Origin of the sequence: Sphingomonas azotifigens NBRC 15497 (genome assembly GCF_002091475.1) — a bacterium.
Lineage (GTDB): Bacteria > Pseudomonadota > Alphaproteobacteria > Sphingomonadales > Sphingomonadaceae > Sphingomonas > Sphingomonas azotifigens.
The window spans coordinates 12,672-34,572 of sequence record NZ_BCTR01000026.1; the positions used below are offsets into that span (position 1 = coordinate 12,672).

A 21,901-nucleotide genomic window follows, 5' to 3' on the forward strand; every position below is an offset into this window, starting at 1 on the left:
CGCGCACATTGTATTGCGGGACTCGCGGCCCGCGCTGGGATATAGACGGCATCTGCAGGCCGGAGCGATGCCCCGGCGCAATGTTCGGGAGCCCGCCATGCCCGTGACGTCCGCAGACCTTGCTTCGGACGATTCCGCCACCGCCCTGATCGATGCCAGGATCGCCGCCCTGCCCGACTGGCGCGGCGCGGTGCTGGCCCAGGTTCGGCGGCTGATCCACGCGGCGCTTCCCGAGGTGTACGAGGACGTGAAATGGCGCAAGCCGAGCAACCCCGCCGGCGTGCCGGTCTGGTCGCTCGGCGGCATCCTCTGCACCGGCGAGCTGTACAAGGACAAGGTGAAGCTCACCTTCCCCCGCGGGGCGGCGCTGCTCGATCCCACCGGGCTGTTCAACGCCAGCCTCGACGGCAATGCGCGGCGCGCTATCGATGTGCGGGAGGGTGCCGCGATCGACCCCGCCGCCTTCACCGCGCTGGTCCAGGCTGCGGCCGCCGCGAACCACGCCGCATGAGCCGCCTTTCGGCACTACGCGTGCTGTGGCAGGACCTGCTGGCGCTGGACCGCACCGATCCAATCCCCGCCCCTGCCTATGCGATCGGTGCGCTCGGCATGGCGGTGCCGGTGCTGGTGGGCCTTCTGCTTGGGCAGGTCCATGCCGGGTTCGTGATAGGGCTCGGCGCGGTCCTGCTGGCCAGCGCCCCCGCCGATACGAGCGCCCCGACCGCCAGCCGGACCGACCGTCTGCTGGCGATGCTGCTGCCCGCCGTCGCTGCGGTGCTCGTTGCCACGCTGCTCGGACGCCTGCTGCAGCCCGAGCCGGCACTGATCGCCATCGTCGCCTGCGCGGCGCTGTCGGTGAACTACAGCCGGCCGGCGGCCGCGGCGGCGATCCGCTTCAACATCTATCTGGTACTGGGCATGAGCCTGCTGGACGGCGCGACCAGCCATCGGGACGGGGCGGCGCTGCTGTTCGGCTGCGGCGCGCTGTGGAACATCGGGCTTCGCCTGCTGCTGGAGCGGGCGCGCGCCCGCGATGCAACGCCCGCCGCGCCACCACGCCGCCAGCCGACGCCGGCCCAGCGCCGCGCCTATTTCCGCAGCCAGCTGCACAGCCTGGCCGGCTGGCAGTTCCCGCTCCGCCTGGCGATCGGCCTTACGATCGCCAGCCTGCTCCGCCACGCCTTCCCGGCGCACCATTATTACTGGATCCTGCTCACGGTGGCGCTGCTCACCGAGAACGCGATCGAACACCTGCCGCGCAAGACGCTCCAGCGCCTGCTCGGCACGATCGGCGGCGTTGTGCTGGCAGGCCTGATCTTCGCGCTCGCGACGGGGCCGATCGCGCTCGGGATCTTCGCGGCGGTGCTCGCAGCACTGATGCCGGTGGCGCGGGCACGCAGCTACCTGCTCTACGCCGCCTTGTCCGCGCCTCTGGTGTTGCTCGCGATCGACATCGGCAAGCCGGTGGCGCCCGCGCTGCTGATCGATCGCCTGGTCGCCACCCTGCTCGCCGGCGGCATCGTGATCGCGCTCAACCTCTTGTTCGATCGCCTGATCGGTGCCCCCACGCCGCCCCGCACCGCCCGCCCGCGAACGCCGGCGGGCTGAGCGTCAGCGCTTCGGCCACGCCCAGTCCGGCACGCCGACCTGCGAGGTGTGCGTCTCGCCCCATTCCTTGCGCAGTTCGATCACCAGCGTATCGGCGGCGCGATCGAGCGCCTCGACCAATGCCCGGGCATGGGACACGATAATGATCTGGGAGTGGCGCGATGCCGTCACCAGCAGCCGGGCCAGCGGATCGAGCAGATCCGGGTGCAGGCTCGCCTCGGGTTCGTTGAGGATCATCAATTCGGGTGGTCGCGGGGAAAGCAGCGCGGCGGCGAGGAGAAGATAGCGCAGCGTGCCGTCGGACAGCTCCGCAGCGACCAGCGGGCGGAGCAGCCCCGGCTGTTGCATCTCCACTTCGAAGCGCGCGCCCACCGCCAACGTGGCGCCGTCGAACGCATCGGCGATCGTCTCGCGCAGCGTATCCGCCGCACCGATCTCCACGATCGTCTGGATGGCGGCGCCCAGATCGGAACCATCGCTCGCCAGCACCGGCGTGCGCGTGCCGATTTGCGGGCGGCGGGCCGGGGCATCGCGATCGGTGCGCAGATCATCGTAGAAGCGCCAGCCGCGCATCCGCTCACGCAGCAGCAGCAACTCATGCCCGTCCGCCGCATCCGGGCAGTGCATCATCATGCTGTCATAGGCGGGGAGCTCGGCGAAGCGCGCCTGCCATTCGCCCGTGCTGCGGTTGCGCAGACGCACACGCTGGCCGTTGCGATCGGCGAAGCTGTTGCTGCGGCCGAGCATTTGCCCGGTCCAGACGCTCTCCGCCTTGATCTCGGGATCATGGCTGAAGCGCGTAAGCGATGGAATCGGCAGGCCGAGGTCGATCGCATATCCGAAATCTTCGGAGGCAAAGCCGAGCCTGAGGCTTACCGGGCCGTCACGCCGCGTGCCCTGCACGGGGAAGCGGCCGCTGCGCATATCCCGGCTGATCTTCTCCGGCCCGGCCCACAAGGTGGATTCGAGCCCGCCCTCCGCCGCGAGCGACCCGATGGCGCGGCCCTGCGCCACATCGGACAACAGCCGCAGCGCGCGATAGAGGCTGGACTTGCCGCTGCCATTGGGTCCGGTGATGACGTTGAGCGGCCCCAACCCGAGCCGCACGTCGCGCAGCGAGCGATACCCGGAAACGGCAAGGCAGGTCAGCATGGGTGCATGCTACCCGCCCGGTCGTCGCCTCACCAGCCGTTGCGATGGGTGGAGAGCACGCTCAGCGCCGGCGCCCGCCGCCCGGGCGACCGCGGAAATCGCGCCAGTTGTTGCGCCAGCGCTGGTCGCCGCGCCACGTGCCGCGGCGCTGTTCCCAATAGGCGCGCTGGCCGTCGTTCCAGGCATGCCGATGGCGATAGCGATCATACACATAGGCGCCGGTGCCGGGGTAATAATAGTCGCCGTACCAGCCCCAGTACGGGTTGCCCCAATTGCTGCCGTACCCGCTGCCATAGCCGACCGCCACGCGCGAGCCGCCATAGCCATAGCCGTCGTCCATGCAGCCGCCGAGCGCCGCCGCCCCGCCGAGCAGGACTGCGCCGAGTACCGTTTTCACGCCGATGTGCATTGATCACGCTCCTGTACCCAAGGCGCGCGGCGGGGCGATGCCCCAGGCCGCGCCCCTCGATCAAGGAAGCGCATGGATGCCGGCCGGAGTTCCCTCAGTGCCCTTCGAAGGCGACGAGCGACGTGACGGCGATCCCGTCGCTGCGCAGCGCATCGGCACCGCCGAGATCGGGCAGGTCGACGACGAAGGAGGCCTGGACGACCTCGGCCCCCGCCTTGCGCAGCAGTCGCACCGCGGCGCGCGCCGTGCCGCCGGTAGCGATCAGGTCGTCGACGAGCAGCACGCGGGCGCCGGGCACCAGCGCATCGGCATGGATCGCGATCCGGTCGGTGCCATATTCGAGCGCATAATCCTCGGCGATGGTCGCGCCAGGCAGCTTGCCGTCCTTGCGGATCAGCAGCACGCCGGTGCCGAGCTGCACCGCCAGCGCCGCGCCGAACACGAAGCCGCGCGCCTCGACGCCGGCGACGAGGTCGACCTTGCCGTCCACCTGCGCGGCCATCTTCTCGATGGTCAGCCGCAGCCCCTCGGGGTCGAGCAGCAGCGTGGTGATGTCGCGAAAAAAGATCCCCGGCTTCGGAAAGTCGGGGATCGTGCGAATGCGACTGCGAATGTCTTCGTTCTGCTGGATGTCCATCAATGCTTTATGCCGCGCCAAACCGTGAGGTACGCGCCATAGGCGAGCCCGGTGGCAAACAGCAAGAAGATCACGACCGCCACGCCCGCCTGATGGCGGGTCTGTAGTGTCGGCTCGGCGGTCCAGACGAGGAAGGCGGAGACGTCCTTCGCCATCTGGTCGACCGTCGCGCGGGTGCCGTCGTCGAACTGCACCTGGCCCTCGCTGGTCAAGGGCGGCGGCATCGCGATGTTGAGGTTCGCGAAATAGGGGTTGAAGTGCATGCCCTCGGGCGTCTTCATCGCCTCCGGGAACCTGGCGGCTACCGCCGGATCGGGCTTCTCGCCATAGCCGGTCAACAGCGAGTGGACATAGGCCGCACCATCATGCCGCGCCTTGGTGATCAGACTCAGGTCCGGCGGGTTGCCGGTGCCGGCATAATAGACCTTGGGGATATGGTCCGAGGGGATGTTATCGCGTTCGCCCCAGGTGCCGGCCTTCTCGTCGAACACCGGCTGCTTGTTCGCCCATTCCTTGGCAATCTTCTTCACCTGGGCATCGCTGTACCCCAGGTCCTTGAGGTTGCGGAAGGAAATCATGTGCAGCGAGTGGCATGCCGCGCAGACTTCCTTGTACACCTTGAACCCGCGCTGGAGCTGGGCGAGGTCGAACTTGCCGAGCGGCCCGTTCGAGGGCAGGTCCAACTCCTTCGGATGCTTGTGCAGCGCCTGCTCGGCGGTCTGCTTCGGAGGTTCCTTGATCAGGCCGGTGATGCTGCCCAGCAGGGCGAGCAGCAGCACGAAGACGAAGCCACCACCAATCAGGAACTTGATCGAGCGAAAGAAGATCGAGGTCATGGTTCCCGGCCCCCTTATGCCGTCGCCGCGGTGGCGGTGATGCGCGATCCGCCTTCATTCCCGAGCACCGCTTCGGTGATCGAGTTGGGCAGCGGGCGCGGCGTCTCGATCCGCGAGATGATCGGCACGATGATCAGGAAGTGCGCGAAATAATAGGCCGCCGCGATCTGGCTGGTGATCACGTAGAAGGGCTCCGCGGGCGAACCGCCGCACCAGCCGAGGATCAGCACGTCGGCGACGAGCAGCCAGAAGGCGACGCGGTACATCGGCCGGTAATTGGCCGAGCGCACCGGCGAGCGATCGAGCCAGGGCAGGAAGAACAGCAGCAGGATCGAGCCGAACATCGCCAGCACGCCCCACAGCTTTGCCGGCAGGATGAAATCCGCGGTGAAGGCGCGCAGGATCGCGTAGAAGGGCCAGAAATACCATTCGGGCACGATGTGCGCCGGCGTCGAGAGCGGGTTGGCCGGGATGTAGTTGTCCGGGTGGCCGAGATAGTCCGGATAGAAGAAGATCAGGATCGAGAACAGGATCAGGAAGATGCCGACCCCGAAGCCGTCCTTGGCGGTGTAATAGGGGTGGAAGGGCACCGTATCCTGCTCGCCCTTCACCTCCACGCCGGTCGGGTTGTTCGAGCCGGGAATGTGCAGCGCCCAGATGTGCAGGATGATCACGCCCGCGATCACGAAGGGCAGCAGATAGTGGAGCGAGAAGAAGCGGTTGAGCGCCGCATCGTCCGGCGCATAGCCGCCAAGCAGCCAGATGCGGATCCAGTCGCCAACCACGGGGATCGCCGAGAAGAAGCCGGTGATCACCTGCGCGCCCCAGAAGCTCATCTGCCCCCAGGGGAGCACATAGCCCATGAAGGCGGTGGCCATCATCAGCAGGAAGATCACCACGCCCAGCAGCCACACCATCTCGCGCGGCGCCTTGTACGATCCGTAGTGGAGGCCGCGGAAGATGTGGATGTATACCACGATGAAGAACATGCTGGCACCGTTGGCGTGGGCGAAGCGCAGGAACCAGCCCGCGTTCACGTCGCGCATGATCGTGCCGTTGACCGAATCGAAGGCCCCGGCGGCCGAGCTGTGGAAGTGCATCGCCAGCACGATGCCGGTGACGATCTGGATCACCAGCGAAAGCCCGGCGAGAATGCCGAAGTTCCAGAAGTAATTCAGGTTGCGCGGCACCGGATAGCCGGCGCCGATCGCGTTATAGACGAACCGCGGCAGCGGCAGCCGATCGTCCACCCATTTCATCACCGGGTTTTTCGGCTCGTAATGGCGCGCCCAGGGAAAGCTCATCCAGGTCTCTCCTCACCCGACTGTGACAACCGTGTCGGACGTGAAATTATATTTTGGTACTTCGAGATTCTTCGGTGCCGGCCCCTGGCGGATTCGGCCGGCGGTATCATAGGCCGATCCGTGGCACGGGCAGAAATAGCCGCCGAACGGCCCGCGATTCTCGCCTTCGCCCGCGCCCAGCGGTACGCAGCCGAGATGGGTGCACACGCCCAGCGTGATCAGCCAGTTCTTGTGGCCTTCCTTGGTGCGCTGCTCCAGCGTCTGCGGATCGCGCAGGCTCGAGATCGGCACCGCCTCGGCCTGCGCGATCTCCGCCGGCGTGAGATTGCGGACGAACAAGGGCTGCTTGCGGAAGCTGGCCTTGATCGCCTGCCCCGGTTCGATCGCCGCGAGATTGACCTCGGTGGTCGACTGCGCCAGCACGTCGGCCGACGGATTCATCGAATTGACGAGCGGCAGCGCCACCACGCCCGCGCCGACCGCGGCGACGGCGGGTGCCGCATATAGGAGATAATCGCGACGACGGGGATTCTCGAGGATTTCGCCGCCAGGGCCTACGGTCTGATCGGGAGTAACGCCTTCTTCAAACGTTGCCATGCTCTAGCCCTTGCACTTCGGGAACTCTTCCGCATGAGAACCGCGGAGAGGAACGCGGACGAAACGAAGCTCAGTGCCCGCCGGGTTTCCGGTGGCTATGCTAAGTTTGATAGACGGCGCGATGCAGCTTTGCCAACAGGGTTTTTCATCTTCTCGTCTCCAAGGCCTTAATGTTGCACTGCAAAATGACTTCGCCCTCCACAATTCGCGTCGCGTTGTTCCAGCCTGAAATTGCTGGAAATGTGGGCACCATTTTGCGGCTGGCGGCGTGCATGGGCGTGGCGGTGGACCTGATCGAACCTATGGGTTTTCCCTGGGGCGATCGCGCCCGCAAGCGCGCGGCGATGGACTATGAGCCCGAGACCGTGCGCCATGCGGACTGGGATGCGTTCGAGGCGAACGTGCCGGGCCGGCTGGTACTGTTCACCACCCGCGGTGGCATCCGCCTGCCCGAAGCGCAGTTTGCGCCCGGCGACACGCTGCTGTTCGGCGCGGAGAGCAGCGGCGCGCCGGACTTCGTGCACGACCGGGCCGATGCTGCAGTGCGAATACCGCTCCGGCCGGAGCTCCGCTCCTTGAACCTCGCCGTCGCAACGGGCATCGGGCTCGCCGAGGCGCTCCGCCAGACCGAAGGATTCCCGCAGTGATCACGCTCGACGACCAGCAGCAGCGCGCCCGTACCTGGTTCGAGGGCTTGCGCGATTCGATCTGCGCCGAATTCGAGGCAATCGAGCGCGAGGCCGGATCGGACGCCTCGTTCGAATACCTCGCCTGGGATCGCACCGATGCGAGCGGCGCGCCGGGCGGTGGCGGCGTGCGCGGGGTGATGAAAGGCCGCGTGTTCGAGAAAGTGGGCGTCAACGTCTCCACCGTCGGCGGGGCCTTCGAGGGCGATTTCGCCAAGACCATCCACGGCGCGGGCGAGGACCCCAGCTTCTTCGCCACCGGCATCAGCCTGGTCGCGCACATGGCCAACCCGCATGTCCCCGCCGTCCATATGAACACGCGCTTCCTGACGACGACCAAGCGCTGGTTCGGCGGCGGCGCCGATCTCAACCCGCCCTTGCCCTATGCCGAGGACACCGCCGACTTCCACGCCCGGCTGCAGGCGGCCTGCGACGCGCACGATCCGGCCCATTACCCGCGCTTCAAGGCCTGGGCGGACGACTACTTCTACATTCCCCACCGCAAGGTGCATCGCGGCGTCGGCGGCATCTTTTACGATCACCTAGAAAACGACTGGGAGGCAGATTTCGCCTTCACCCAGGATGTCGGCCGCGCGTTCTTGGACATCTATCCGAAGCTGGTGCGGCGGCGCATGGACCAGCCGTTCGACGATGCCGATCGGCAGCGCCAGCTCGAATGGCGCGGCCGCTATGCCGAGTTCAACCTGATCTACGATCGAGGCACGCTGTTCGGCCTCAAGACCGGCGGCAATGTCGACGCGATCCTGATGAGCCTGCCGCCGATGGCCGCCTGGAGCTGAGCCCATGAGTCTGCTGCCCGTCGCGAACGATCACCTCGCCACCATCGTCACCGCGCTGGAGATGCACGAACGCCCCAATCCCCGGCCGGTGCCGCCCTCCCCGTTCCGGCTGGTCCACTGGCACGCGCCCGAAAGCGAGAAATACCGTGCGCTGTTCCGCCGGGTCGGCGGCCCGTGGCTGTGGTTCTCACGGCTGGTGATGGACGAAGCGCGGCTGCGGGCGATTCTCGACGACCCCCAGGTCGCCGTCTATGCGGTGGTGGACCGGGCGGGCGTCGAAGTCGGCATGCTCGAACTCGACTTCCGTGACGACGCCACCTGCGAGCTCTCCTATGTCGGGCTGGTGCCCGAGATCACCGGCAAGGGGCATGGCGACTGGCTGATGGCCCAGGCGCTCGCCTTCGCCTGGCGCAAGGACGTGACGCGGGTGTGGGTCCATACCTGCACGCTCGACCACCCCGCCGCGCTGGGCTTCTACCGCCGCCACGGCTTCGCGGCCTTCAAGCGGACGATCGAGACGTTCCCCGACCCTCGCATCCTCGGCGTGCTGCCCGCCGAGGCGGGGCCTCACATTCCCCTGCTCGGCTCGGTCGCGCGATAGGCGGCGACGCGCAGGACGACCAGCGCCGTCCACACCCCCGCGCCGATCACCGAGAGCAGCAGATAGCCGAAGAACTCGGGCAGCACGCCGCCGCCCGCCGCGGTGGCGATCAGGCCGGTGAAGATGCTCGCCACCGCCACCGCGCCGATGCCCGCCACGAACACCATCGCCGCGACCAGCAGGAACAGCAGCCAGACGACCCCGGCGCTGCGCATCCAGCCCTGTTTGAAGGCGGTGATCAGCCCTGCCTCGGGCTGCGCGGCATAGGCCGGCGCCGTCAGCCAGGTCCGGGCGAACAGGAACAGGCCCGGCGCGATGAACAGCGAGAAACCGAGCTGGAAGGCAATGCTCACCGCCACTTCCAACAACAGGAAAGGAAACAGCCGCCGCAGTGCCTGCAGCAGTACTTGGCCGAGCGTCTGCCCGCCACCGCGCAGATAGAGGGTGAGGATCGCGAAGATGCCGTAGTCCACCGCCAGATAGGCGAACATCAGCGGCACCACATTGGCCCGCACGAACTTTTCGTAGAACGCCAGCATCGCCGCCTGGTCGGCGAGCGATTCGAGCTGCGGCGCACTTTGCGCCATCAGCAGCAGAATGCCGAGGCTGGGGAGCAGGAAGAACAGCCCCGCCACCGGCACGACCAGCCGATGCTCGCGCTGCCAAAGGGTCTTGGCGTCGGCAAACAGGCCGGCGAGGCGCAAGGTCATGCCGGCCACGCCGAATCGAGCGCCAGCGCGGCGTAGAGCTTGCCCTGGAACGCGGCGAGCAACAGCTGCACCACTGCCATCACACTGCCGGTGGCGATGGTCGTCAGGACGAACGCCGTCGTCAGCCCCTCGCCCGCCCCGAACCACAGCGTGAAAACGCTGCCGAACACGGTCTGCGCCGCCAGCTGCGCGACTCCGCCGATCACGCCGAACAACAGCAACGTGCCGAAGATCCGCCAGCCATGCCGCCGCGTCAGCACCCAGGAGCGGCGAATCGCGCCGAACAGCACAGCTTCGCGCAGCACCACCGGGCTGACGAGGAGAAGGCGCGTGAACGCGAACAGCAGCACCGGGATCAGCGCCAGCATATAGAGTGCCACCATCGCCGAGGTCTGGGGATCGACGACGACATTGCCCGCCCGCCCGGCGGAGAGCGCGGCCACGTCATATCCTCGCAGTGCCAGGATGATCGGCACGGGCAGCGCGAGCGCAATCGCCGCCACGCCCAATGCGACCGACACGATCACCGTCGCCAGCAGCCGCCGCGTCGCGAGGCCGCCTGCCGCAGCGATGCCGCTTTCGCCGGTCGCGAGCCCGATCACCGCCAGCGATCCCCATATCGTGGGCAGCGACAGCAGCAACACCAGCGCGCCGAGCCCCCAGCGGATGGGCACGCTCGACGTGGCGGCGACCAGCTGCAGGCAGGTGCCGATCGCGCCGGGCACGAGGAACACAACGATCGCCAGCGGCAGCAGCACACCGGCACGCTCGCCCACAAAGGCGGCGGTGCGATCCCAGACGGTACCCATTTTAGCCATGCGGCGAAGTCCTTGCGTGAGGGGCCCGGGGTGTTAGCCGGGGGTCTGCGGCTTGCCAATGCTTGCCTTGGGGCGCGGAAGGGCGCAAGCGGCGCCGATCATGCACGAAACCATCGAATGGCGGGTCGAGCCCCAGCCGATCGACTATGCCGAAGCCCATGCCGCCATGGAGGCGCGCGCCGCCGCGGTCACCGCGCACACGGCGCAGGAGCTGGTCTGGCTGCTCGAACACCCGCCCGTCTACACCGCCGGCACCAGCGCCGATCCGGCGGAGATGCTCGATCCGCGCTTCCCGGTCCATCGTACCGGACGCGGTGGGCGCTATACCTATCACGGCCCCGGCCAGCGCATCGGCTATGTCGTGCTCGACCTGCGCGAGCGGCTGCGCGACGTGCGCAACTATGTCCACGCTCTTGAAGGCTGGGTGATCGCAGCCCTCGGAGAATGCGACATCGAGGCGTTCCGCGCGCCCGGCCGGATCGGTATCTGGACGCTGGATCGCGGGGTGGAGGCCAAGATCGGCGCAATCGGCGTGCGTATCCGTCAATGGGTGACGCTGCATGGATTCGCGATCAACCTCGATCCCGACCTTACCCATTTCACCGGCATCGTGCCTTGCGGGATCGCTGAATTTCCGGTTACCAGCGCTGCCGCTTTGGGTAAGCCGCTTGCGGCAAACCGCTTCGATGCGGCGCTTCAGGCCACATTTTTGCCATTTTTGGACGGTCTGGATCGCGCGGGATAAATTCGAGTCTTGAGGGTGTCCCCCGAACCGTCTAATGTCCAGCACGGTTTGGGTATTAACGGCGTACAACCGCCGTCCAAATCCATTATCTAGGGAGCTATTACATGCGTGCAGTCCTTTCGAAGATCGTTGCTGGTTCGATGATCGCCGGTGCGGCCCTCCTGGCCTCGGCGTGCACCAACAACGAGAGCACCAGCGTCAACAACACCACCGAAGTCGTGGCTCCGGAGAACGTCACCGACGCTTCGGTCACCAACGTTGACACCGCTGCTCCGGTTGACAACGCTGTGGTCGACAACGCGACCGTGAACGCTTCGAACGCGATGTAATCATCGCGCTTCGGCGTGAACTACGAAAGGGCCGTCCGGGCGACCGGGCGGCCCTTCTCGTTTCGGCACCGGCCCCTCCCGCTCGCCACGGATCGTCGCGTTTGCAAAAAAGGGGCTTGGGCGACGAATCGAAACGCCCTAACGAACATTCCTCATAGCGGTATCAAGAGGATGGGATGCTCGGTCGGCGTATCACTTTGGGCATGGCGGCCCTGGCGGCAATGTGCGTTTCGGCACCCGCTTCGGCGCAATTCTTCTTCAAGTCGGTGGATCTTTCCGGCCCGCCGGTAACCGGCACGGAGCCGGGCATCATTGCCCAGTCGCTCCCCGGCGCCTCGCCCGCGGAATTCCGTGCGGCACTGGTGTGGAGCCTGCGCGCCGCGCTCAACGTTGCTGCACTGCAATGCAAGTTCGAGCCGACGCTGCTGTCCGACGACATCTACGTCGCAGTCCGAAAAGACCATGATGACGAGTTCAATAAATCTTACGATACGCTTGAGAAATATTTCCTAAAAACCGCGAAGACGAAAAAGGCTGCCCAGACGGAGCTCGATCGCTTCTCGACCCGCGTCTATTCCAGTTTTTCGACTGTCTCGGGGCAGCTGTCTTTCTGCCAGACGGCCGCCTCAATCGGCGAGGACGCGGTGTACGCCCCGCGGGGCCGGCTGGGCGACGTTGCCGTGGCCCGCATGCGCGAGCTGCGCGAGAGCCTGAAATCCTGGGGCGAGCAGCATTTCCGCACGCGCCGGGTGACCTTCGTCTGGCCGGTGCTGCGCCCGCTGCCGCAGTTCGGCAACGACCGATGCTGGCGCAGGGGCGAATATGACGCCCGCCGCTGCGGCTCCTTGGGCTGAATCAAACCGGGGTGGCCGATGCGCCACCCCTTTCGCTAGCGCAGGCCGAGCAGCTTGTGGGTCTGCAGGGTGAGCCGCCAGCGCGGCCGCTCCATCGCCACCGCGATCGCAGCGCGGGTATTCGCCTCGGCCTCGGCGCTGTCCATTGGCTGGATCAGGAAATGAGTGAAGTCCCAGCCCTCGATCGCCGCGATGTCGGTGCCCGGCTGCGGCCAGACCAGCTTGAGCTCGTCGCCGCGCCGCTGCACCACGTCGCTGCCCGCCTTGGGGCTGATGCACACCCAGTCGATGCCAGGGTGCACCGGCAGCGTCCCGTTGCTCTCGATCGCGATGCGGAAGCCGCGGGCGTGCAGCGCCTCGACCAGGGCATCGTCGATCTGAAGCATCGGCTCGCCACCGGTGAGCACCACGAAGCGCTTGTCCTCGCCGGCACCCCAATGGCCCTCCACCGCCTCGACCAGCGCCGCCGCATCGGCGAACCGGCCCCCGCCCAGCCCGTCGATGCCGACGAAATCGGTATCGCAGAAGCGGCACACCGCCGTCGCCCGGTCCTCTTCCCGACCCGACCACAGGTTGCAGCCGGCGAAGCGGACGAACACCGCCCGCGCGCCGGCATTCACGCCCTCCCCCTGCAGGGTGAGGAACATCTCCTTGACGGCGTAGCTCATGGATGGGTGGCGTAGCGGGTCGGATCGGGCAGCCCGGCTTCCTCGAACCCGCGCGAACGCAGCCGGCAGCTGTCGCACAGCCCGCAATGCAGCCCCTCGGGCGTCGGATCGTAGCAGGACCAGCTAAGCCCCGCATCGAGCCCCAGCCGCGCCGCCTCGCGGACGATGTCGGCCTTGCTCATGTTCTGAAGCGGCGCCTGGATGCGGAAGGGATGCCCCTCCACCCCGGCCTTGGTGGCGAGTTCGGCCAGCTTCTCGAACCCGGCGATGAACTCGGGCCGGCAATCGGGATAGCCCGAATAATCGAGCGCGTTGACGCCGATATACAGGTCGCGCGCGCGCGCCGCCTCGGCCCAGCCGAGCGCGAGGCTGAGGAAGATGGTGTTGCGTGCCGGCACATAGGTGACCGGGATGTCGCTGCCGACGCCGGTCTTCGGCACGTCGATATCGGCGGTCAGCGCCGATCCACCGAACGCGCGCAGATCGAGCGGCAGGACGACATGGCGTTCGGCGCCGAGCAGGGCGGCAATCTTGGCGGCGGCGTCCAGTTCCACCTTGTGGCGCTGGTTATAGTCGATGGAGAGCGCGAGCAGGCGGTGGCCGTCCTCGCGGGCACGCGCGGCCGACACCATCGAATCGAGTCCGCCCGAAACCAGGGCGATGGCGATGCTTTGAGTCATCGGCGCCATCTAGGGACTTTCGCCGGCAAAAAAATGGCCGTCCCCAAGGGAACGGCCGGAAAAGGATAGAAATGGGAAAACCAAGCCAGGGAGGAAACTCTTCCCGGGACCCCTTCTTTCTACCCCGTTTCGGTTAACAAAAGGTAACTGACCCGGTCAGGAACAATCCCCGAGCCGCTTGGCGTCATAGGTCTCGGAGAAGGGCTGGCCGTCGATCACGCCCTGCATCTCCACCGTGACCTGCCGCGGCGTGTCGACCGCGATCCGGGTGAGCAGCGTGCCATGGCCGGTACAGGTGCTGCGCACCGTCGCCCGGCTGGCGGCGCTTTCCATCACGATATGCTGGCACGGCGTGGTGACCCGTTCGGGCCGCAGGATCTGATAGGGATCGCGCACGCACATGGTGCGCTCGCTGCCCTCGCTGTCGCGCACCGCCCATTTGCCCTTCTGGACCGTGTTCAGCGCGGGAATGTCCACGCTGTGCGGGACGCTCCCCTGCTGCTGCGCCGAAGCCCCCATCGTCATCATGCCCAGCCCGGCGATCGCCGCCAGGCGGATCCATGCCACTCGTTTGTTCACCCGTCCAAACTCCATTCGAGCACGGTGCCGCTCCCACGGCACCGCTCCCCGGGTTGACATATCATAGGAGAATTACGGCTTTACAACGACGGCGGAACGAAATCGGCGAGCGCCACCGGGAACTGCTTGGAACAGAAGGCGCAATCGACCTTGATCACGCCCCCCTCATCGGCCATCGCCGCGCGCTCCTCCTCGGGGAACTTGGCGAGCACCTGCTGGATGTAGTCCGCCCCGCAGCGGCAGCCGCGCGACAGATCATGGCCGGCGAGCATGCGCACCTCGCTCTCCTCGTTGAACAGCCGCCACACCAGCCCTTCCAGCGGGATCGCCGGATCGGCCAGCTCGTCGGCGCCCATCGTGCCACCGAGCGCCTCGACATGCTGCCATTCGGGATGGTCGAGCCGCACGTGCAGCCGCTCGCGCCCCACCTCGCCCTCGGGCAGATGCTGGAGGAACAGGCCGCCGGCGATCACCTTGCCGGTCGTCTTGTCCTTGTGCACGCCGAGGCGCACCAGCGTCGGGATCTGCTCCGACTGGAGGAAATAGCTCTGCGCCGCCTCGGCGATCGAGGCGCCTTCCAGCGGGACGATGCCCTGGTAGCGTTCGTTGGTGAGCGCCTGGTCGAAGGTCACCGCCAGATAGCCGCCGTTGAACAGCGCGCTGAGCGACGGGTTCTTGCCGAGCTGGCTCAGCCGCTTGGCATCGAACTGCACATAGCCGCGCAACTCGCCATTCTTGTAGTCGCACACCATCAGGCTGACGATGCCACGCTGGGTCTGCGCCTGCAGCGTCATCTGCCCCTCGGCATCCTTGAGCGTGCTGCCAAGGAGGGCGGTGAGGGTCAGCGCCTCGGCCAGCAGCTTCTCGATCGGCGCGGGATAGGCATGGGCCGAGAGGATCTCGTTCAACACCGGCCCCAGCCGCGCGACACGGCCGCGGACATGGCGCTCGGGGATGGCAAAGCCGGTCACGCGATCGAGATCGGCGGCGGGAACGGGATGGGTCACGACAAGTCTCCGGCATTCGCTTGCGGCCGCGAGAAGTCGGGGTGACTCCGCGCGTTCGGACGAACGCATTTTCTGGGTTCGGAGGTGTAAATAGGGGCTTTGCGGCGGGAAACAATGTGGCGGCGGCGCTGTGTCGCGGCGGAGGCGAAGTTGTGGAAGTTGCGGCTCGCGGCAGGGTTGCAGGACAAGCGAAGTTTAGGAAGTTTAGGGCCTCACGCGCGCGAAAGCAGGCGCAGCGGCGCAGAGGCAGGGTACCGAAGGCGTGGCGAACATCCGTTGGGTCCATCGTGGAAAGCCGACATTGCCCCCGCCCTACAAACGGGGCAGCATCGCTGCATGCAGCACCCGGAAGCGCAGTTCGTTGTCGAGGTCACGGCGGAGGATGCCATTGTCTGCCGGGCACCCGGGCAACCGGATCAGCGCATCAGGATGACCGACCTTGCGTCTGTCCATGTCGAGACAAACGACAGCGGCCCCTGGGGCGCGGACGTCTGGTGGCTTCTAAACGACAACACCGGACACACGCGCGTGGCGTTCCCGCAACTGGCAACCGGTGAAGACGCGGTGCTTGCACGGTTGGGACAACTCCCCGGTTTTGCGGTGCAGGGGATGAACGCACGCAGCAATGCCCGCTTCCTGTGCTGGAGAAAGCCTGCACGCTCCACGGGCGCCAGCGGGGCGTAAACGCTCAAGCCTTGTCGGCCTGGTGGCGTTCCCATCGGGCGGCAAGCCAGCGCATCGACAATGCCAAAGAGCGTCTTCAAGCCGAGGATCATAAGAACATATAAGGAACGAGCAGCAGCTTTACAAGTTTTTACCTTGTTCGTCCGTCAAGATGCCAACAACGGCCGCGATCGCATTCTATATGAAGTAGATATGAAGCTCTCGCTCGCCCCCTTCGCCGCCCTCGCCCCCGCCGCGCAACGGCGCGGCACCGGCACGGCTTCTGCTGCCACCGCGCCGCTCTCCAAAAAGGACGAGATGGACGCGCGCAAGCTGCAACAGGCAAAGGACGCCGTCGCGACGCTGGCGACGGTCAAGACCAAGAGCAGCGACGACCAGAAGGCCCGCGCCGCGCAGAAGGTGAAGGAGCTGAAGGCGCGGCTGCAGGCGCTGAAGCTGATCTACGCCAGCGATCCGAAGAAGCTGGCCCGCGCCGCCGCGCAGATCGCGCGCGAACTCGCGGGTGCGGTGAAGAGCTATACCAGTGCGGGTGGCAGCGCAGGCGACCTGGCCGGGGGCGCTGCGGGGGACGCATCGACCGGCGCAGCGGCGCCGGCCGGCGAGCCCAAGGCGGACGGCGAGCCCAAGGCGGACGGCGCCGGCGAAGCAGCACCCGCCGCCGAGGGGGCCGAGGCCGCGGAGAAGGACAAGGCGGAGGCCGAGGGCACCGACGCCGCCAAGGGCGAGGATGCCAAGCCCGATGCGCCGACGCCCGCCGCTTCCAAGTCGGCGGACGACAAGAGCGCCGCCGCGGCAGCACGCGCCAAGGCCGATGACGAGTTCAAGAACGAAGCCCGTGCGCTCGCCCGCGAGCTCAAGGCGGCGCTGCGCCGCAAGGATCCCAAGCACCGCGACGACGACGACCAGCGCTCGGGCGAGCAGGCGCTGGCGGAAGTCGACAAGGCGGTAGGGGCGCTGCCGATCGCCGATGTCGGCGCGGTGAGTGCGGTAGCGGGAATCTGAAGCCCCTCCCGCTTGCGGGAGGGGTTGGGGGAGGGACTGACGTGGCGGCTCCGTCCTGAGCGCCACCGCACGCTAGACCGTCCTCCCCTCCCCTAGCCCCTCCCGCAAGCGGGAGGGGAACACACGCCGAAAGGTTGGCCCTTAAATCTGCCCGAAGCACCACCGCAGGACGGACTTCTGCGCGTGCAGCCGGTTTTCCGCCTCGGGCCAGATCAGCGATTGCGGCCCGTCGATCACCGCGTCGGTCACTTCCTCGCCGCGGTGCGCGGGCAGGCAGTGGAGGAAGCGGGCGTCGGGCTTGGCGGCGGCCATCAGCGCCTCATCGACCTGGAAGGGCATCATCGCCTTGAGCTTGGTCTCGGCATGGGCCTGGCCCATCGAGATCCAGGTATCGGTGACGATGATATCCGCGCCTTCCACCGCCTCGCGCGCGGTGCCGACCACGCGGGCGCGGCCACGCCCACGGGCAACATCGGCGTCGCTCGGCTGATAGCCCTGCGGGCAGGCGGCGACGACGTCGAACTGCATCAGCCCGCCGGCTTCCATGATCGAGGCGAGCACGTTGTTGCCGTCGCCCAGCCAGGCGACCTTGAGGCCGGGGAGCGCCTTGCCGCTTTCGAGGATGGTCAGCAGGTCCGCCATGATCTGGCAGGGGTGCGAGGCATCGGTGAGGCCGTTGATCACCGGCACGCTGGCATATTTCGCCATGTCGATCACCTTCTGGTGATCGTCGGTGCGGATCATGATCGCGTCGACATAGCCCGATAGCACGCGCGCGGTATCGGCGATGCTCTCGCCGCGGCCGAGCTGCATCGAGCCGGCGTCCATCACGATGCTGGTGCCGCCGAGCTGGCGGATCGCCATGTCGAACGACACGCGGGTGCGCGTGCTGTTCTTCTCGAAGATCATCGCCAGCACATGGCCGGCGAGCGGGGCGTCCGCGTCGGGCTTGCCCTTGGGCCAGCCGGCGCGGGCGGCCTTGCGGGCCATCGCGTCGTTCAGCATCGCCGCGATGGCATCCGGGCCGGCATCGGTGAGATCGATAAAGTGGCGGGTCATGGTTTCCTCCCTCGCTTGCATTGGGGAGGGAGACCGCCGGCGAAGCCGGTGGCGGAGGGGGAGTTCCCCCTACGCCATCGACGCCTCACGCGGGGGAAGCCCCCTCCACCATGCTGCGCATGGTCCCCCTCCCCCGCTTCCGCGGGGGAGGAAACACTTCAGTTGGCGGTCGCGGGCGCGAAGCTGCGCGCGCCGGCGCTCAGCTTGTCGACCGCCTCGGCGATGTGGTTTTCGTCGATCACCAGCGGCGGCAGCACGCGGAACACGTTCTCGCCCGCGGCCACGGTCAGCAGCCCGTGATGGTCGCGCAGGTGGGCGACGAAGTCGCGGCTCACCACGCTGTCCTTCATCTTGATGCCGAGCATCAGGCCCTTGCCGCGGATCTCCTCGAACAAATGATCATGGTTGGGGAGCAGCTGCTCGAAGGCCTGGCGGAGACGCTCGCCCATGCGGGTGACATGCTCGAGGAAGCCGGGCTCCTCCATCACGTCGAGCACCGCCATGCCCGCCGCCATCGCCAGCGGGTTGCCGCCATAGGTGGAGCCGTGGGTGCCGGCGACCATGCCCTTGGCCGCTTCCTCGGTGGCGAGGCAGGCGCCGAGCGGGAAGCCCGCACCGATGCCCTTGGCCGAGGTCATGATGTCCGGCGTGATGCCGTAATGCTCATAGGCCCACATCTTGCCGGTGCGGCCATAGCCGCACTGGATCTCGTCGAGGATCAGCAACAGGCCGTGCTCGTCCGCGGCCTTGCGCAGGCCCTGGATGAACTCGACATTGCCGGCGGTCATCCCGCCCTCGCCCTGGATCGTCTCGACCAGGAAACCGGCGGTCTCGCCGTCGATCTTGGCGAGCGCGCCTTCGAGATCGTTGAACGGCACATAGTCGAAGCCCGGCAGCAGCGGCTCGAAGCCATCGCGCATCTTCGGCTGATCGGTCGCCGAGATGGCGCCGAGCGAACGGCCGTGAAAGGCGTTCTTGAAGGTGATCAGCTTGTGCCGCTGCGGGTTGCCATTGGCATAGTGGTAGCGGCGCGCGGTCTTGATCGCGCACTCGATCGCCTCGACGCCCGAATTGGTGAAGAACACCGTGTCGGCGAAGCTGTGCTTGAGGATGCGCTCGGCCAGCGCCTCGCCCTGCGGGCTGCCGTAGAGGTTCGAGACGTGCATCAGCGTCGCGGCCTGGTCGGCGATCGCCTTCACCAGATGCGGATGGCCATGGCCCAGCGCGTTGACGGCGATACCGGCGGCGAAATCGAGATAGCGTTCCCCTCGTTCCCCGATCAGGTAGCAGCCCTCGCCTCGCACCGGCCGCACACCGCACCGCGGGTAGACGGGCATTAGCGGGGTGATGGTCATGGGAACTGTACTCCTTACGACGAAAAAGTTGGGGGAAACTCCAGAAACGCAAAAGGGCGACCAAGTCCGGGCCGCCCGGCGTGGTGTGTACGGCGGCTTGGGGGCGCAGGTCAACCTGCCTGTGCGGTTCAGGGGAGCTGGTAGTTCCAGTTCGCAGCCGCCCCGCGCGCCCGACCATAATCGACGGTGCAGGCCATATAGTGCGGATAGAATTGCAGCGGCTTGGCCCTGGCGTCGATCGCCAGCCATTCCGCGCAGCTTTTGCCGTCGAAGCGGTGGTCGTCGGGGGCCTCGCCACCGGTGCCGGCCTGGCTGAGATAGGCCATGTCGAGCCCGCCCAGTTCCATCCCCAGCTGCTCGACGCTGCCTGCCGAGAAGCGATAGACCTGCGTTTCCAGCAGATCGACTGCGCGGAGCGCCGCGGTGACCGCCGACCAGCGCTGCACCGGCTGGGCGGTGCCGCTCCACGGGCCGGCATCCATCGTCGTGTTGACGAGCAGCGTCACTCGCGCCTTGCCGTCGCTGCCGGCGCCCTTGAGCGCCGCGACCACCGGCGCGAGGAACATGCCGAAGCGGGCGCCGCCATCCATGTACATCGCGGACTGGCGCGAGCCGGGCGCATCGCCGCCGCCCGCCGCCTCGAGCGACAGCGGCGGCACGCCCGGCGGCACCGAGGACGACGCCAGCATCGCATCGATATAGCAGCCCTGGAGCCGCGCGAGCTCCTCCGGCGCCGTGGTGGTCAGCGTCCGCCCGGCCAGCTCGCCCATGTCGATGGCATAGCCCTCGCCATCGTCGAGATTGCTCACCCCGACATAGAGCTGGCGGTTCCGGTCGCGCCATTCATGGCCCACCGCCTGGAGCGTGCCGACCGTCATGATCTTGCGGAGCCGGGCCTGCAGCGGCGCGAAGCTCGCCGTCGAGCCCTTGAGCAACGCGCCGAGCGCCGCGCCGCCGCTGCGGACCCGCATCAGATCGGCCTCGCGGGCGATCGAATAGGCGAGCACAAGATCGCCGACATTCGAGGTGCCCGGCGTCACCACCAGGGGACTCGGGCCATCCTTGCCGGACATCGGGCCGTCGACCCAGCTATAGTCGGTCCGGTCCGCAGGCACCGGCTGGTTGGCGAGGAACAGCAGCGTGCTCTGAAGCGAGCCGGTGCTGACCCCGGTGACGATGTCCCAGGTCGGCAGCGTGCCGCGCTTGGCCAGGCCGTAGAAGAAGCCGGCGCCGAACGCCCCGTGCTGGCCGCCGCCGCTCAGCGCGAGGAACTGGTCCTCGCTGGGCGCCGCACCGCCCACGCCTTCCAGCGGCGCGCGCTCCTGCTCGCGGCGGACGCGGCGCTCGCGCAGCTGGGCGCCGAGCCGCCGGCTGATCGCCTCCTGCGCGACATCGGCGGCGGTCGCGTCGACCGGGCTCTCGGTGATGTCCGGCTTCTTCAGCCGGGAGCCAACGTCGAGCCGGAGCATCTGGTAGTTGCAGCCGGCGATCGGCTTGGGCCGCGGCTGGCTGCAGCCGGCGACGGCAAGCCCCGCGACGGCCAGCAGCACGAGTGATCGAAGCAGGCGCATGCATTCCCCCGTGACGGCGCGACTCCGCCCCCGCGAAGTCGTTGCGCCGCCCTAGTATGCACCCGTTCGTTTGGTTTTCGTAACGCTTTGCGCGCGCCTGTCGCTCAGCTCTTGATCTTCCAGCCGCGGCGGAGAAGCGCGTAGCAGAACAGCCCCAGCACCACGTCCAGCGTCAGGATCACGAGCGTACCGAGCAGGATCGGGGAATCGGCGACACCGAGGAAGCCGTAGCGGAAGCCCGAGATGATGTAGAAGAACGGGTTGGCATGGCTGATTGCGCGGAACACCGGCGAGAGGTTCTCGACCGAATAGAAGGTGCCCGAGAGCAGCGACAGCGGCGCCACGACGAAATTGGTGATCGCCGCGGCATGATCGAACTTCTCCGCCCAGATCGAGGTGAGCACCCCCATCAGCGCGAGGAACAGCGAGCCGAGGAAGCCGAACCACAGCACCGCCCACAGGTGCGCCGGGAAGACGTGCACGCCCCAGAGCGCCATCGCCAGCCACACCGTGCCGCCGACGCAGAAGGCGCGCGTCACCGATCCGCCGGCCAGCGCCGCCAGCATCTCGCCGGTCGAGAGCGGCGGCATCAGATAGTCGACGATCGTGCCCTGGATCTTGCCGACGAGCAGCGAGAAGCTGGCATTGGCGAAGGCGTTCTGCAGCATGCCCATCACGATCAGGCCGGGTGCGATGAAATCGGCATAGTGGATCGCGACGCCGTCGAGCACCACCATCCGCCCGCCGCCGCCGAGCGCCACGGTGAAGATCACCAGATATAGCAAGGTGGTAACGGCCGGCGCCCACACCGTCTGGAGCTGCACCTTGAAGAAACGGCGCACCTCCTTGATATAGAGGGTGCGCAAGCCTCCCCAGTTGACGTTGCGAATCACCGGAACGCCCGGCTCGGGAAGCTGTGAACCGATTTCGGGGTGGCTGCTCATGGCGCGATCGCGTACCCGCTGATGCCGCCGCCCGCAAGACGAAGGAACCGAAGTGAGCTGGACCGACGAGCGTATCGAGACGCTGAAGAAGATGTGGGACAGCGGCCTGACCGCGACGCAGATCGCCGAGGAGCTGGGCGGCGTGTCGCGCAACGCGGTGATCGGCAAGGCCCATCGCCTCGGCCTGCCCTCGCGCCCGTCGCCGGTGAAGGCCAACGAAGCCAAGGCCGCGGCGGCGCCTGCCGCGCCGGCCGAGCCGAAGCCGG

General features: G+C 67.2%; 27 protein-coding genes. 11 read left to right on the forward strand and 16 right to left on the reverse strand.

Annotated elements, in window-relative coordinates; translation table 11 throughout:
* Positions 1–97: 97 nt before the first annotated feature.
* Positions 98–511: a DUF1801 domain-containing protein gene (locus SAZ01S_RS10480; protein ID WP_139810026.1), complete on the forward strand. Its 414-nt coding sequence runs from the start codon at positions 98–100 to the stop codon at positions 509–511.
* Positions 508–1,608: an FUSC family protein gene (locus tag SAZ01S_RS10485; protein ID WP_084582222.1), complete on the forward strand. Its 1,101-nt coding sequence runs from the start codon at positions 508–510 to the stop codon at positions 1,606–1,608. The genes SAZ01S_RS10480 and SAZ01S_RS10485 overlap by 4 nt, the downstream gene beginning before the upstream one ends.
* 3 nt (positions 1,609–1,611) lie before the next feature.
* On the opposite strand, the gene SAZ01S_RS10490 is transcribed toward SAZ01S_RS10485, so the two are convergent.
* The 6 genes from SAZ01S_RS10490 to petA all read right to left on the reverse strand — a co-directional run bounded on the left by SAZ01S_RS10490 (position 1,612) and on the right by petA (position 6,543).
* On the reverse strand, positions 1,612–2,760 hold the full coding sequence (locus SAZ01S_RS10490; RefSeq protein WP_084582223.1) for an AAA family ATPase: 1,149 nt from the start codon (positions 2,758–2,760) through the stop codon (positions 1,612–1,614).
* A 61-nt stretch (positions 2,761–2,821) separates the two neighbouring features.
* Complete coding sequence (locus tag SAZ01S_RS10495; protein WP_084582224.1) at positions 2,822–3,169, reverse strand: hypothetical protein; 348 nt, start codon at positions 3,167–3,169, stop codon at positions 2,822–2,824.
* A gap of 94 nt (positions 3,170–3,263) precedes the next feature.
* Positions 3,264–3,806 (reverse strand): adenine phosphoribosyltransferase, encoded by a 543-nt coding sequence (locus SAZ01S_RS10500; protein WP_084582225.1) that lies wholly within the window; start codon positions 3,804–3,806, stop codon positions 3,264–3,266.
* Positions 3,806–4,642, reverse strand: coding sequence for a cytochrome c1 (locus tag SAZ01S_RS10505; RefSeq protein ID WP_084582226.1), 837 nt, complete (start codon positions 4,640–4,642; stop codon positions 3,806–3,808). The genes SAZ01S_RS10500 and SAZ01S_RS10505 overlap by 1 nt, the downstream gene beginning before the upstream one ends.
* A 14-nt stretch (positions 4,643–4,656) precedes the next feature.
* Positions 4,657–5,946, reverse strand: coding sequence for a cytochrome b (locus SAZ01S_RS10510; RefSeq protein WP_084582227.1), 1,290 nt, complete (start codon positions 5,944–5,946; stop codon positions 4,657–4,659).
* 12 nt (positions 5,947–5,958) lie between these two features.
* Positions 5,959–6,543, reverse strand: a complete 585-nt coding sequence (gene petA / locus SAZ01S_RS10515; RefSeq protein WP_084582228.1) for a ubiquinol-cytochrome c reductase iron-sulfur subunit — start codon at positions 6,541–6,543, stop codon at positions 5,959–5,961.
* A 203-nt stretch (positions 6,544–6,746) separates the two neighbouring features.
* Here petA and SAZ01S_RS10520 point away from each other — a divergent pair, with 203 nt between their 5' ends.
* From SAZ01S_RS10520 to SAZ01S_RS10530, 3 genes are read left to right on the forward strand one after another with little or no spacing between them, the layout of a single operon-like run.
* Positions 6,747–7,190, forward strand: coding sequence for a tRNA (cytidine(34)-2'-O)-methyltransferase (locus SAZ01S_RS10520; protein ID WP_084582247.1), 444 nt, complete (start codon positions 6,747–6,749; stop codon positions 7,188–7,190).
* Complete coding sequence (gene hemF / locus SAZ01S_RS10525) at positions 7,187–8,029, forward strand: oxygen-dependent coproporphyrinogen oxidase (protein WP_084582229.1); 843 nt, start codon at positions 7,187–7,189, stop codon at positions 8,027–8,029. The genes SAZ01S_RS10520 and hemF overlap by 4 nt, the downstream gene beginning before the upstream one ends.
* A gap of 4 nt (positions 8,030–8,033) precedes the next feature.
* Complete coding sequence (locus SAZ01S_RS10530; RefSeq protein WP_084582230.1) at positions 8,034–8,630, forward strand: GNAT family N-acetyltransferase; 597 nt, start codon at positions 8,034–8,036, stop codon at positions 8,628–8,630.
* Here the strand turns inward: SAZ01S_RS10530 and SAZ01S_RS10535 are convergent.
* Positions 8,597–9,340 carry a hypothetical protein gene (locus SAZ01S_RS10535; protein ID WP_084582248.1) on the reverse strand — a complete coding sequence of 248 codons (744 nt, stop codon included), beginning with the start codon at positions 9,338–9,340 and terminating at the stop codon, positions 8,597–8,599. The two genes, SAZ01S_RS10530 and SAZ01S_RS10535, sit on opposite strands and share 34 nt — an antisense overlap.
* Positions 9,337–10,158 (reverse strand): hypothetical protein, encoded by an 822-nt coding sequence (locus SAZ01S_RS10540; protein ID WP_139810027.1) that lies wholly within the window; start codon positions 10,156–10,158, stop codon positions 9,337–9,339. The genes SAZ01S_RS10535 and SAZ01S_RS10540 overlap by 4 nt, the downstream gene beginning before the upstream one ends.
* A gap of 100 nt (positions 10,159–10,258) precedes the next feature.
* On the opposite strand from SAZ01S_RS10540, the gene lipB reads away from it, so the two are divergent.
* The 3 genes from lipB to SAZ01S_RS10555 all read left to right on the forward strand — a co-directional run bounded on the left by lipB (position 10,259) and on the right by SAZ01S_RS10555 (position 12,086).
* Complete coding sequence (gene lipB, locus SAZ01S_RS10545) at positions 10,259–10,903, forward strand: lipoyl(octanoyl) transferase LipB (protein ID WP_084582232.1); 645 nt, start codon at positions 10,259–10,261, stop codon at positions 10,901–10,903.
* 104 nt (positions 10,904–11,007) lie between these two features.
* Positions 11,008–11,232, forward strand: coding sequence for a hypothetical protein (locus SAZ01S_RS10550; RefSeq protein WP_084582233.1), 225 nt, complete (start codon positions 11,008–11,010; stop codon positions 11,230–11,232).
* A 176-nt stretch (positions 11,233–11,408) separates the two neighbouring features.
* On the forward strand, positions 11,409–12,086 hold the full coding sequence (locus SAZ01S_RS10555) for a hypothetical protein (RefSeq protein WP_084582234.1): 678 nt from the start codon (positions 11,409–11,411) through the stop codon (positions 12,084–12,086).
* 35 nt (positions 12,087–12,121) lie between these two features.
* On the opposite strand, the gene queE is transcribed toward SAZ01S_RS10555, so the two are convergent.
* The 4 genes from queE to SAZ01S_RS10575 all read right to left on the reverse strand — a co-directional run bounded on the left by queE (position 12,122) and on the right by SAZ01S_RS10575 (position 15,020).
* Entirely contained in the window at positions 12,122–12,754 is a 633-nt protein-coding gene (gene queE, locus SAZ01S_RS10560; RefSeq protein WP_084582235.1) for a 7-carboxy-7-deazaguanine synthase, read from the reverse strand.
* On the reverse strand, positions 12,751–13,443 hold the full coding sequence (gene queC / locus SAZ01S_RS10565) for a 7-cyano-7-deazaguanine synthase QueC (protein ID WP_084582236.1): 693 nt from the start codon (positions 13,441–13,443) through the stop codon (positions 12,751–12,753). Before queC ends, queE begins: the two co-directional genes overlap by 4 nt.
* Before the next feature lie 147 nt (positions 13,444–13,590).
* Entirely contained in the window at positions 13,591–14,013 is a 423-nt protein-coding gene (locus SAZ01S_RS10570) for a hypothetical protein (RefSeq protein WP_245824765.1), read from the reverse strand.
* Positions 14,014–14,093: 80 nt separating this feature from the next.
* Positions 14,094–15,020 carry an Hsp33 family molecular chaperone HslO gene (locus tag SAZ01S_RS10575; protein ID WP_084582238.1) on the reverse strand — a complete coding sequence of 309 codons (927 nt, stop codon included), beginning with the start codon at positions 15,018–15,020 and terminating at the stop codon, positions 14,094–14,096.
* A gap of 336 nt (positions 15,021–15,356) precedes the next feature.
* On the opposite strand from SAZ01S_RS10575, the gene SAZ01S_RS10580 reads away from it, so the two are divergent.
* Positions 15,357–15,704, forward strand: coding sequence for a hypothetical protein (locus SAZ01S_RS10580; protein WP_084582239.1), 348 nt, complete (start codon positions 15,357–15,359; stop codon positions 15,702–15,704).
* A gap of 192 nt (positions 15,705–15,896) precedes the next feature.
* The gene (locus SAZ01S_RS10585) at positions 15,897–16,706 is read left to right on the forward strand and encodes a hypothetical protein (protein WP_084582240.1); all 810 of its coding nucleotides are present in this window, start codon (positions 15,897–15,899) and stop codon (positions 16,704–16,706) included.
* A gap of 141 nt (positions 16,707–16,847) precedes the next feature.
* Here the strand turns inward: SAZ01S_RS10585 and argF are convergent, their stop codons facing one another.
* From argF to SAZ01S_RS10605, 4 genes are all read right to left on the reverse strand, one after another.
* Positions 16,848–17,765 carry an ornithine carbamoyltransferase gene (argF, locus tag SAZ01S_RS10590; RefSeq protein WP_084582241.1) on the reverse strand — a complete coding sequence of 306 codons (918 nt, stop codon included), beginning with the start codon at positions 17,763–17,765 and terminating at the stop codon, positions 16,848–16,850.
* A 158-nt stretch (positions 17,766–17,923) separates the two neighbouring features.
* Positions 17,924–19,120, reverse strand: coding sequence for an aspartate aminotransferase family protein (locus tag SAZ01S_RS10595; RefSeq protein WP_084582242.1), 1,197 nt, complete (start codon positions 19,118–19,120; stop codon positions 17,924–17,926).
* Between the two features lie 128 nt (positions 19,121–19,248).
* The gene (locus SAZ01S_RS10600) at positions 19,249–20,691 is read right to left on the reverse strand and encodes a patatin-like phospholipase family protein (protein ID WP_084582243.1); all 1,443 of its coding nucleotides are present in this window, start codon (positions 20,689–20,691) and stop codon (positions 19,249–19,251) included.
* Between the two features lie 104 nt (positions 20,692–20,795).
* The gene (locus tag SAZ01S_RS10605) at positions 20,796–21,635 is read right to left on the reverse strand and encodes an ABC transporter permease (RefSeq protein ID WP_084582244.1); all 840 of its coding nucleotides are present in this window, start codon (positions 21,633–21,635) and stop codon (positions 20,796–20,798) included.
* 52 nt (positions 21,636–21,687) lie between these two features.
* On the opposite strand from SAZ01S_RS10605, the gene SAZ01S_RS10610 reads away from it, so the two are divergent.
* On the forward strand, positions 21,688–21,901 hold a 214-nt coding region (locus tag SAZ01S_RS10610), incomplete at its 3' end, for a GcrA family cell cycle regulator (RefSeq protein WP_281252156.1).

Excerpts from the sequence above, each read along its gene's own strand:
- SAZ01S_RS10600 (WP_084582243.1), bottom strand. The coding sequence starts at position 20,691 with ATGCGCCTGCTTCGATCACTCGTGCTGCTGGCCGTCGCGGGGCTTGCC.
- SAZ01S_RS10500 (WP_084582225.1), bottom strand. The coding sequence starts at position 3,806 with ATGGACATCCAGCAGAACGAAGACATTCGCAGTCGCATTCGCACGATC.
- SAZ01S_RS10540 (WP_139810027.1), bottom strand. The coding sequence starts at position 10,158 with ATGGCTAAAATGGGTACCGTCTGGGATCGCACCGCCGCCTTTGTGGGC.
- SAZ01S_RS10480 (WP_139810026.1), top strand. The coding sequence starts at position 98 with ATGCCCGTGACGTCCGCAGACCTTGCTTCGGACGATTCCGCCACCGCC.
- SAZ01S_RS10485 (WP_084582222.1), top strand. The coding sequence starts at position 508 with ATGAGCCGCCTTTCGGCACTACGCGTGCTGTGGCAGGACCTGCTGGCG.
- queE (WP_084582235.1), bottom strand. The coding sequence starts at position 12,754 with ATGAGCTACGCCGTCAAGGAGATGTTCCTCACCCTGCAGGGGGAGGGC.
- SAZ01S_RS10605 (WP_084582244.1), bottom strand. The coding sequence starts at position 21,635 with ATGAGCAGCCACCCCGAAATCGGTTCACAGCTTCCCGAGCCGGGCGTT.
- SAZ01S_RS10595 (WP_084582242.1), bottom strand. The coding sequence starts at position 19,120 with ATGACCATCACCCCGCTAATGCCCGTCTACCCGCGGTGCGGTGTGCGG.
- SAZ01S_RS10505 (WP_084582226.1), bottom strand. The coding sequence starts at position 4,642 with ATGACCTCGATCTTCTTTCGCTCGATCAAGTTCCTGATTGGTGGTGGC.
- petA (WP_084582228.1), bottom strand. The coding sequence starts at position 6,543 with ATGGCAACGTTTGAAGAAGGCGTTACTCCCGATCAGACCGTAGGCCCT.
- SAZ01S_RS10585 (WP_084582240.1), top strand. The coding sequence starts at position 15,897 with ATGAAGCTCTCGCTCGCCCCCTTCGCCGCCCTCGCCCCCGCCGCGCAA.
- SAZ01S_RS10510 (WP_084582227.1), bottom strand. The coding sequence starts at position 5,946 with ATGAGCTTTCCCTGGGCGCGCCATTACGAGCCGAAAAACCCGGTGATG.
- SAZ01S_RS10555 (WP_084582234.1), top strand. The coding sequence starts at position 11,409 with ATGCTCGGTCGGCGTATCACTTTGGGCATGGCGGCCCTGGCGGCAATG.
- argF (WP_084582241.1), bottom strand. The coding sequence starts at position 17,765 with ATGACCCGCCACTTTATCGATCTCACCGATGCCGGCCCGGATGCCATC.
- SAZ01S_RS10580 (WP_084582239.1), top strand. The coding sequence starts at position 15,357 with ATGCAGCACCCGGAAGCGCAGTTCGTTGTCGAGGTCACGGCGGAGGAT.
- SAZ01S_RS10490 (WP_084582223.1), bottom strand. The coding sequence starts at position 2,760 with ATGCTGACCTGCCTTGCCGTTTCCGGGTATCGCTCGCTGCGCGACGTG.
- SAZ01S_RS10495 (WP_084582224.1), bottom strand. The coding sequence starts at position 3,169 with ATGCACATCGGCGTGAAAACGGTACTCGGCGCAGTCCTGCTCGGCGGG.
- SAZ01S_RS10530 (WP_084582230.1), top strand. The coding sequence starts at position 8,034 with ATGAGTCTGCTGCCCGTCGCGAACGATCACCTCGCCACCATCGTCACC.
- lipB (WP_084582232.1), top strand. The coding sequence starts at position 10,259 with ATGCACGAAACCATCGAATGGCGGGTCGAGCCCCAGCCGATCGACTAT.
- queC (WP_084582236.1), bottom strand. The coding sequence starts at position 13,443 with ATGGCGCCGATGACTCAAAGCATCGCCATCGCCCTGGTTTCGGGCGGA.
- SAZ01S_RS10550 (WP_084582233.1), top strand. The coding sequence starts at position 11,008 with ATGCGTGCAGTCCTTTCGAAGATCGTTGCTGGTTCGATGATCGCCGGT.
- SAZ01S_RS10535 (WP_084582248.1), bottom strand. The coding sequence starts at position 9,340 with ATGACCTTGCGCCTCGCCGGCCTGTTTGCCGACGCCAAGACCCTTTGG.